Source organism: Armatimonadota bacterium (genome assembly GCA_035527535.1).
GTDB lineage: Bacteria > Armatimonadota > Hebobacteria.
The window spans coordinates 1-6,987 of record DATLAK010000094.1 but is presented as its reverse complement, the minus strand read 5'-3'; the positions used below and the strand labels follow the sequence as shown (position 1 = coordinate 6,987).

The 6,987-nt window shown below is 66.4% G+C and carries 6 protein-coding genes; 2 read left to right on the top strand and 4 right to left on the bottom strand.

What is annotated here, in order from left to right:
• From VM221_06895 to VM221_06885, 3 genes are all read right to left on the bottom strand, one after another.
• The coding region (locus tag VM221_06895; GenBank protein HUT74547.1) for a hypothetical protein at nucleotides 1-1,480 on the bottom strand (1,480 nt) is incomplete at its 3' end.
• 414 nt (nucleotides 1,481-1,894) lie between these two features.
• The gene (locus VM221_06890; protein ID HUT74546.1) at nucleotides 1,895-3,397 is read right to left on the bottom strand and encodes an ATPase, T2SS/T4P/T4SS family; all 1,503 of its coding nucleotides are present in this window, start codon (nucleotides 3,395-3,397) and stop codon (nucleotides 1,895-1,897) included.
• Between the two features lie 167 nt (nucleotides 3,398-3,564).
• The gene (locus VM221_06885) at nucleotides 3,565-4,209 is read right to left on the bottom strand and encodes a type II secretion system F family protein (GenBank protein ID HUT74545.1); all 645 of its coding nucleotides are present in this window, start codon (nucleotides 4,207-4,209) and stop codon (nucleotides 3,565-3,567) included.
• Between the two features lie 229 nt (nucleotides 4,210-4,438).
• Between VM221_06885 and VM221_06880 the strand changes: the two genes are divergently transcribed.
• Nucleotides 4,439-4,888 (top strand): hypothetical protein, encoded by a 450-nt coding sequence (locus tag VM221_06880; GenBank protein ID HUT74544.1) that lies wholly within the window; start codon nucleotides 4,439-4,441, stop codon nucleotides 4,886-4,888.
• A 115-nt stretch (nucleotides 4,889-5,003) separates the two neighbouring features.
• The gene (locus VM221_06875; protein ID HUT74543.1) at nucleotides 5,004-5,690 is read left to right on the top strand and encodes a hypothetical protein; all 687 of its coding nucleotides are present in this window, start codon (nucleotides 5,004-5,006) and stop codon (nucleotides 5,688-5,690) included.
• Nucleotides 5,691-5,831: 141 nt separating this feature from the next.
• Here the strand turns inward: VM221_06875 and VM221_06870 are convergent.
• A partial coding sequence (locus VM221_06870) for a hypothetical protein (GenBank protein ID HUT74542.1) occupies nucleotides 5,832-6,987 on the bottom strand: 1,156 nt, incomplete at its 5' end.

The following is a 6,987-nucleotide window of genomic DNA, read 5'->3' as shown; positions in this document are numbered from 1 at the left end:
CCTGCGTCATTTCGGGATCGGCGGAGACGACTATCGCGTTATGCGCCTTGTCTACGGTATAGAGGCCGCTGTACTTGGGCGGCAGCAAATTCGCCACATCGGCGGCGTCGCGGTGGCGCACGGGGAGGATGACGACCCCCGCGGCGGCTGTGGACGCGCGGTCTTCAGACCGCGCGAGGGCATTCGCGACCCCTGAAGGAGTCGCGCCCGGGGAGGGAGCGGCCGCTGGCGTCTCGGCGGGAGCAGGCGGCGCGGGGGCCACCGGCGCCGCCGCCGGCTCGACCTCATAGACGTAGAGGTCGGGCTCGTACTTGCCTTCGGTCAGGCTAATCGCTCTGGCCTTAGTGAACAGCAGCCGCTCCCCGTCCGGAGACCAGAATGGCGCCCAGTCGAAGCCGCCGCTCCAAAGCGCCAACCCATCCTGTTCCGGGCGGGTGCGCAATACCTCATGCAGCGTTCGTGAAGGTATGTCATAGTAGTAAAGGATGTGGCGAACGTCCTGGTACGTCGGATTGCCGCTCTTGCGACCCAGGACCGTGGATTGCATAACGTTGAACGCCAGCCGACGGCCGTCCGCCGAGACTGATAGCTTCCCGTCAAGGCCCTTAATCACCTGATCGGAGTCGGGGTCATTGGCTAGCACTGGGGTCAGCTCTTCACTCTCCACGTCTATGAGGTAGATGCCATTGTAGTCCACGCCTGCCTCGTCAAACCGGCTGCCGACACAGGCGATATAGCGGCCGTTGGCAGCCCACTCCAGGTCATCAAAGCTCATTCGCTTGGCCTTGCTCGGGCTACTCCCGTGGGTGATCGGGTGCGCGTCCTTGCCATCGGGCCTGGTGAGCCAGATATCGCGCAGCTCGCTCTCGTCCACGAGACGATCGTGAGTGGTGCAAAATGCAATCCACTCCCCTTGGGGGCTCCAGCGCGGCTCTTTGCGAACGCCCCAGTCAGCGGGTGTTATGGGGTATAGCCGAGTCCCATCTCGGCTGCATACCCATAAGCGTGAGTTTGCCTCGGGGGAGCTAGTGGAAATGACCGCCAGCTGTTGATCGTCCGGCGACCAGCTTCCTGGATACCTCCGGCTGGTGGTGTAGTTGTTCGGCGTGAGCCCGACACATCGACCAGTTTCCGCATCGAACAAATAGGAGTCCGTAAGTAGACTGTCGTCCGCCGTTCGCTTCATCAGCAGCGCGAACTGCTTCGAGTCCTTCGTAAACGCCGCAATCCCCCAGCCCCTGTTAAGCCGGGCTAGCGGATAGCCGGAAGCTAGCTGTCGCGACTGACCGGACTCAACATCGTACATGTGCAGACTGGCCTCAAGGCTGTAGTCACGCCTGGCCGCATACGAATACATGATCTTCTTCCTGTCAGGCGACCAGCCGTAGTCCCCTTGCCAGCCGAGCCTGCTGATGGCTTTCGCGCCGGAGCCGTCCGCGTTCATGATCCAAAGCTGGGTGCCTTCCTCGAACCTTTTCATGAATAGGAGACGCTTCCCGTCCGGGCTCCACCCTAGGCCCACACGGGTCAAGGAGCGACCATCATTGGTCAAGCGGGTGATGGTGTCAGCGTTGCCGCGGACCGCCGGCAGCGCTGCCAGCGCGAGCAGATACGCGGCGACTACGGCGCACCACCGCCAACCGACGATGACGCGCAGGTAGGTGCGACCAGACGCAAACCGAGCCATGACGCGATACCCCCTCTTGCCAGTTGCCCTCAGTCACATGGGTGCACCAAACAGCCGATTGGTTCAAGCAAACGCTTGATTCGCTACTGTGCCGGGCAGTCCCTGCCGCCCTTGCCGGCGACGGCGGGCCGTGGCTCCCGGGAGCGGTGACGCGGCGAGTCGCCCCCATGGACTCACGGCTGAAGCGGCGGTGCTTCGCGCGACGGCTTACCCCACCGCCAGCACCCGCAGCAGCTCCTCGATGGTGGTAAGGCCCTGCTGCGCCTTCTCCAGCCCGTCGCGGAGCATGGTGACCATGCCGCCTTCAATCGCCGCCGCGCGCAGCTCGGCGGCCGGGGCGCAGCGGGCGATGACCTCCCGCAGGCGGTCATCTACCTCCAGCAACTCGAAGACGCCGGTGCGCCCGTAGTATCCGGTCTGGCGGCACTGGTCGCACCCCGCCCCGCGGTAGAACTTCGCGCCCGCGACCTCGTCGTCGCTCATGCCCAGGCGCCGCAACGTCTCGCGCGAGGGCTGATACTCGGCCTTGCACGACTGGCAGACCCGGCGCACCAGCCGCTGCGCCAGTACGGCGCTCACCGACGCGCCGATCAGGAACGGCTCGACACCCATGTCCGCTAACCGCGTGATGACCCCTACCGCGTCGCCCGGCATCATCGCCGTCAGCACGATGTGCCCCGTCATCGCCGCCTGCACGCACAGCTCGGCGGTCTCCAGGTCCTCCAGGTCGCCAACGAGGATGATGTCGGGATCGCTGTAGCGGAACATTCGCACGCCGACCGGAAACGTCAGCCCGGCCTTGCGGTTCACATGCACCTGCATGACGTCGCGCAGGCGGTACTCGACCGGGTTCTCGATGGTCACCAGCTTCTTCTGCAGCGAGTTGAGCAGGTTCAGCGCGGAGTAAAGGGTGCTCGTCCGCCCCGAACCCGACGGGCCAGTCGCAATGACCAGGCCCTGGGGCGCGCGTAGGTGGCGCTCGAAGGCGGCCTGCACGGGCTTGGATAGCCCCAGTTTGACGAACCCGATGAGCACGCTGGCCTGGTCGAGGATCCGCAGCATCGCGCTTTCACCGTACATCGCGGGCATCGTCACCACCCGCACGTCGTAGTCACGGCCGTGGTGCTTCACCGCTATGCGGCCGTTCTGCGGCACCCGGCGCTCGGCGAGGTTCATGTCGCCCAGCAGCTTGAGGCGCGAGACGATTGCCATCTGCGCCTTGCGCGGGATGGTCATGGCGTCGGTGAGCACGCCGTCAACGCGATAGCGCACGTGCGCGCCGTCAGGGTTGCCGTCAATGTGGATATCGCTGGCGCGGCCGTCAATCGCGTCGGCGATGATGGTGGCAACGGTGCGGGGGATTACGCTTTCCTCCGGCGTCTCCTCCGCAGGGCGGGGTGCCAGGAGCTGGCCCGGCTCGTTCCATTCGATAGGCAAGAGGCCGCGCGCCTTGCGCGCCTCCCGCACCGCCGTTTCGAGCTCGTCGCCCCCGACCTGCAACGCCACCGGTTCCTCCGTCTCCAGGAACTTCTCCAGGTCGCGGCGGTAGAAGCGCCACTGCTGCCCCGCCTTGAAGCCCTTGAGCTTGCCCTGCGCCAGCCAGCGGTAGAACGTCGGCTTGCTCACCTTCAGGAAGTCCGCCGCCGCCTTGAGGTCGAGCACCTCGTCGGCTGCGGCTACCTCGGGTTCATCCCGCTTTCGCTTACGCATTTCGCACCTCCCGTGTGCATGTCCAGAATGTCATTCTGAAACCATGTCATTCCGAGTCCCGATTCATCGGGGCGAAGAATCTCGGCGTGGCTGCAACCGAAGGTGAGATTCCCGCCTTCGGCAGGCAAGCCTCGCGGCGCTCGGAATGGCATCGGTCTTGTCGAAGGCTATTGGCCACCTTGCTCTTCATCCAACAGGTAGTCCGCCACGACGGCCAAGGTCTCGCCCAGGCGGCCGTCGTGTTCTCCATCGCGAATCATGTCAATGGTCAGGGGCGGCAAGCTGGACGCTGCCTGTTGGAGCGCATCGCTGAGCATGTCGCCCTGCAAGATTCCCTTGCGCGCGGCTATCAGCGCATCGGTCGCCTCAGAGGGCGTCACCGATTCCGCCGTCGCTTCCATCCCCCGTTCGATCGGCACCCCGAGGGAAAGCAACATCGCCAGGCGACCGCAGGCAAGAATGTAGGCGCGCAGCCGCGTGTCGCGGGCGGGCGGCAGGGCTTGCTCCATCTCCAGGCGACCGGCGAGGGCGGTGAGGGCGGGTACCATGTCACCGGTGACCTCGCCCGCGTACACCGTGCCCCAGACATACGTCGGCGCTCCCTGGCTCATCAGCTCCTCGGACATTCGACCGCCGTTGGACAAGCGCTGCCGGATGGCGCGCAAGAGGGGTTGAACGGCGACCGGCGCGCGTTCGGCGGCCTTCTCCAGCGCCGGGGCGATGGATGGGCCGTCGCGCAGGGTTTCGGCCAGGCGCCAGCAAAGCCAGATGAGGTCGCGGGAGTCCTTCGCGGAGAGCCGTTTGGCGGTCATCTGATGCTCCTTTTCGGCACGGATGGTGCTTATCAACCACTGGCGACCATTATCATATACCATAGTTGATAGCCGTTGTCAAGGCCCCTATGCGCCTTTTTCAGCCCCTGGGCCGTCCGTGTCCGCCGCAGGTGCAGGGCGAGGAAAGGTCGCAGCCCCCGGCGCGTTGAACATAATCAGCATGTCATGCCGCGCCCAGAGAGGTCGAGGACAGCGAACCGGCAGGGGATTGCTCCTGACGGCGGCGGTGGCGGGCGTCGTCGCGGGGTGCGCCGCCAGCCGCCCCAGCGAGCAGGAGTTGCGCGCCGCCCTGGTGACGCAGGTTCGGGAGGACGCGGAGCGCTACAACCAACGGATGGATCGCTACGACGCGCCCAAGTGGGAGATAGACGGCTCGAGCTGCAGCCTCATGCGGTCGCGCCGCAAGCCGGCGGTGAAGTCCGAGGAGATCACGATTCGCGAGACCGGGGGCCGTACGACCGTTTACGATTCGCAGGTGCCGCATGTGATCGAGACCTACATCAAGTCCGGCTCCACCGAGGAGGAGTGTCGCGAGGCGCCGGAGCGCAAGCTGGAACCGCAGCGGGTCACCTACAAGTACGAATGGGACTCGGTGACCAAGCGGTGGCACCAGGCCCGCACCGGCGGCATTGGCGACACATTCGGGATCGCGCAATAGCGGGTCCGCCGAGTAGGAGCGGGGCGCGCGAAGGACGGCTGCAGCCGGAGGGAACCTTCGCGGATTGAAGGTCGGGGAAGACGCGGAGCGCGGTCTTGGGCAAGGACAAGCGGCAATGATGGACTTCTCATACCGGTCGCCGGAGGGCGAGGTGCACCGCATCCGCGGCAAGTTCACGCCTCCGCACGCCAAGCAGGTGCTGCGGATCATCGTATCGGTGCTCGACTTCCCCGAGCCGGGCCGAGTGTCGGCCACCGGGCTGGCTCTGTCCGAGTCCGTCTATCAGGACCTCGGGGGCGCGGAGCGCAAGGCCGCCATCGGCCGCGCGCTTGCCCGCGCCGCCGCCGACCAGGCGATCGAGCAACTCGACGAGGGCACCCTTGACGGTCTGGTGCATCCCATCCTACGCCGGGACGCCCCGTGGCTGGAGGATTTCCGGCATCGCGCCTGTGAGTATCAGCGCAAGGGCGCTCGCGCCCTCATCTGCTCGGTTGCGCGCGACCCCCAGGAGACTCACGTCACGACCGCGGAATGCGAGCTGTGCTCCCTGCCCGAGTACTGGGAACGGTGCCGTCACCTGGCTGAAGTGCAGATCCACCGCGAGACGGTCGAGAAGCAGCGCCGCGACCCGCGGTGTGCAGCCAAGTGTGCGCGCGGCGAGGCCATCACCAGCCCGGCGATGTGCCGCCCCGGGGGCCGACCGTGCTTCGCGTGGGGCCACTTCACCCGGGCCAAGTCAGGGATCATCGTTACCACCGAGGAAGTGCCGCTGCGCCGCGTCCCCGGCGGCCCCGGGCGGTAGGCCGGATAATTCATAAGTCCGGGCTGGAGTCCCGACATGTCCGGGCGGTCACCTTTCTCCACCGTAAGCGGACAAGTCCACCATAGGCGGGCAAGTCGCCAGAAGTCGCGAGATGCAACTCGCCCGTCAGACCACGATTGACTAGCGCACGCGGATGGTGCCCGACGGCGCTGGCAGGGTATAGCCCTGATCCCATGCCAACTGCGCGAACACATGGTACGTGCCGCGGGCTATGTTGCGGGGGAAGAGGGCGTTCAGCGTTTGCTCGTAGTGGTGGCCCGGCCGGCCGGCGGGCGCGGCCAGGGCGAAAAGCAAAGGAGCCTGCCGCACCATCAGGTGCCCGCGCGTGCGCGTGAGCGTACCTGCAGGTATTCCCTCCGCGATGTCTGAATGGGCGAAGATGATGAACAGCTCCTCGTCGGGCGCGGCGCCGCCACGCCAACGGATGGCGGCGGTCACGGCAAAGGGCTCTCCCCGCTTGACCTGGCGCGGCATGGACACGCCCAGCAGGCTGCTGCCGCCGCCGCGCAACTGCAGCAGCGGGCGCGAGCCGGGGGCATCGGCTGCCTGGGGGAGGCCGGGGGGAAGCACCAACCCGCTCCAACCGTGATCCCGCAGAAGCACGTAGCCGGGAGGCGCGGCACTCAATTCCGTGTTCGCGTACAGCGGCCGCTCGGGGGCAACGCACTCCCGCACGGCGCACACCACCTTCTCGGGGCGCCGGAAAACGTCTGGTCCGTCCCTGGCGACCGCCAGAGCCGCCGCCTTGCGAATCTCTGGGGCGAGCTGTTCCTTATGCCATGGGTGCGACAGCAAGGGGTTGCCCAAGACCAGCGGTACCGGTCGGTGGTCTAGGGCATAGTAGTGGTACAAGCCTGCGGAGAAGACATCGTCACCCCAGAGCAGCACGACGGCATCGGAGGGGATATTGGTCAGCACGACAGCGGCGGCATCCAGAAGCGCATAGTCCCCGCTGCGGTCGGCCAGTTTCCGGTTGGCCGCGAGCATGTTGAGCGGCAAGATCAGAGCCACCACCGCTGCTGCCGCCGGCACCAGGCGCGCCAGCCTGGGATCGAGCCGGCGCCCGCGCACCGCCGCCAGCACGTAGCCAAGCCCCGCCCCGCACCAGGCGCTGACCACGATCAGGGCCGGCAGGTAGAACGGGTCCCGGTCGGGTACGCGGTAGAAAGCCGCCCACGTCGCCACCACAGCGAAGCTCAATGTCAACGAGATGCCCAGCGCGCGATACCGGGACGAACGCACCATGCCGACCATCCCCACCAGCACTAGCGCCAGC